This is a genomic window from uncultured Meiothermus sp., assembly GCF_937863175.1.
Taxonomy (GTDB): domain Bacteria; phylum Deinococcota; class Deinococci; order Deinococcales; family Thermaceae; genus Meiothermus.
On sequence record NZ_CALMCQ010000409.1, the window covers coordinates 1 to 2,064 of the forward strand.

Consider the following 2,064-nt stretch of genomic DNA (forward strand, 5'->3'; position numbering starts at 1 on the left):
GGCCAGGGGCCGAGACGGATACGGTGGGTTCGGTGCCAAAAATATCCTTGAACATCACTGAAACAGCATAAGGCGTGAGGGGCGCAGGACATGGGGTATCAGATATAGGCAAACCCCCTTTTGCCCTGGGGAGAAGGTTTTTTTGCATCCGGGGAAACTGTCGGTGCTATTAATCAAGAGTTGACCCGTGGACGCGGGGGTTGTGAATGCAGAGCCTCCACCGCATCTGCTGCCGCCGCCGCACCGCCTGCCTTGCGAAAAGCCTCAGCGAGCCGCTGCGCCCCAGCCTTCATCTGCATGGCCCCTTGCACCACCTGCTGCAGCCGATCAGGTCGGAGTTTTCCTTTTTGCAGGCTCACACCTCCGCCCGCTACCTGGAGATGGCGTGCAACCTCCATCTGATCTCGCCCAAATGGCACCACTACCGGCGGTACGCCCGCCGCAAGTGCCTTCTGGGTGATACCCATGCCGCCGTGGCAGACCACACAAGCGGCTCTTTCCAGCAGCGGCCCGTGTGGTAGAAAGCGCTCTATACGTGCGTTGGGTGGAGCTTTAAAGGAGGTGGGGTCAATGCTGGCGGTGGTGACAACCACAAACAACTCCTCATCAGCCAAACCCTGCAAGGCGGCCTCGATGATTTTCCTGTCGTTCTGGAACTCGCTTGAACAGGTAACCAGCACTAGCGGCTTGTCAACGTTTTTGAGCCATTCTGGGGCGGGGACGGACGGATCCCAGAGACCTGGGCCGACCATCCGTACCGAGGAGTGCCAGTCTGAGCGGGGGTACTCGAAGGGCTCGGCAGTGAGGTAGAGCAACAGTGGGGCTCGCAAATAGATTTCGATGGCAGCTTTCAGCACAGGAGCCCCGAGGCTTGAACGGGCCGCATTAAGTGCAGGGAGAGCACGGTTGTATTCGCGCATGATGATGAAGCGTAGCAAGTGGTCGCGAACGCGGCCCAACGGCCCCTGGGCGGGGGGTAGGCCCAACCCAAACGGCGGCGCGTCGCGCGAGGGTACGGGCAGAAAGTATGGGCACCAGGTGGCCCAGGGTAAACCAGCAGTCTCAGCAGCCGAGATGGCCCCCCAGGCGTTGATGTCTACCAGCAGGCCGTCGGGCTGGTGCTTGTGAATGGCTCCCAATAAAGCAGGGCCGTCGTGGCGGGCGCGGTCGATAAAAGTTTGCATGGTTGCCCGGAGTGCACCGAGGGGGGAATTGGCTTGCCAGTCGTCCAGGGTGCGATCTTCCACGGCTGAGTTAAGCGGGAAGGCTGCAAAGCCGAGCCCATGCAGCCGATCAACCTCGCTGGCCAGGGTGTAGACCACTAGCTGGTGGCCCCGCCGCTGCAATTCCAGAAGCGTGGGCAGTATAGGGTAAAGGTGCCCCTTTGCTGGAGAAGTGTAAGCCAGATATCGTCCCATAGCGCCCTCCCTTACAAAGCCGTGATGAGTTCCAACAGTGCTCGAGCGATTTCCTTGCGGGTCAAACCCAGATCGTGTCGCAAAATCTTCCAGGTATACACGTCGCAGATCACCACGAGCTGGGCTACCCGGCGGGCGCGGGCGGGCTTGTCGGGCGGCAGCAGTGGGGCGAAAGTGACCTCCACCCAGCTGCGGTGAAGCACCCGCCCGGGATCGGTGACGGCACGGATGGCGGGGACACGGTGTTCTTGAGCCAGCAAACGTAGGATGCGGTCGCCCCAGAGCTCGTAGTGGTCGAGGAGGTTTTCTACAGCTCCCCTGGCATCTCCTGGGGTGGCAGCATAGCGTTGTTGGAGTACGGTTTTGCGGGCATGCTGGGCTGTGGCCTCGATCAGTTGTTCCTTGCTCCCAAATTTGCGAAACAAAGTGGGGACGGTAACTTTGGCCTGGTTGGCAATATCCTCGAGGGTTATGTCCTCGTAGTCGCGGGTGGTGAAGAGCTCTAGAGTGGCCTCGAGGATGCGTTGCCGGGTTGCCTGTGTGGCTGCGGCGCGGGCAGTCATGCGGTAGGTTCGTCTGGTTTTGGTGCCAGGCCTTTCCATTTCGTGTTATTTAACGCTAACATGAAAGTTGGCTACTGTAAAGT

At 60.0% G+C, this 2,064-nt stretch carries 2 protein-coding genes; both read right to left on the reverse strand.

Translation table 11 applies throughout. The annotated features are described in order from the left end of the window. Positions 1-173 precede the first annotated feature (173 nt). On the reverse strand, positions 174-1,418 hold the full coding sequence (locus Q0288_RS15455) for a nucleotide disphospho-sugar-binding domain-containing protein (protein ID WP_299432361.1): 1,245 nt from the start codon (positions 1,416-1,418) through the stop codon (positions 174-176). Between the two features lie 11 nt (positions 1,419-1,429). Further along, entirely contained in the window at positions 1,430-2,020 is a 591-nt protein-coding gene (locus tag Q0288_RS15460; RefSeq protein WP_299432364.1) for a TetR/AcrR family transcriptional regulator, read from the reverse strand. Positions 2,021-2,064 lie beyond the last annotated feature (44 nt).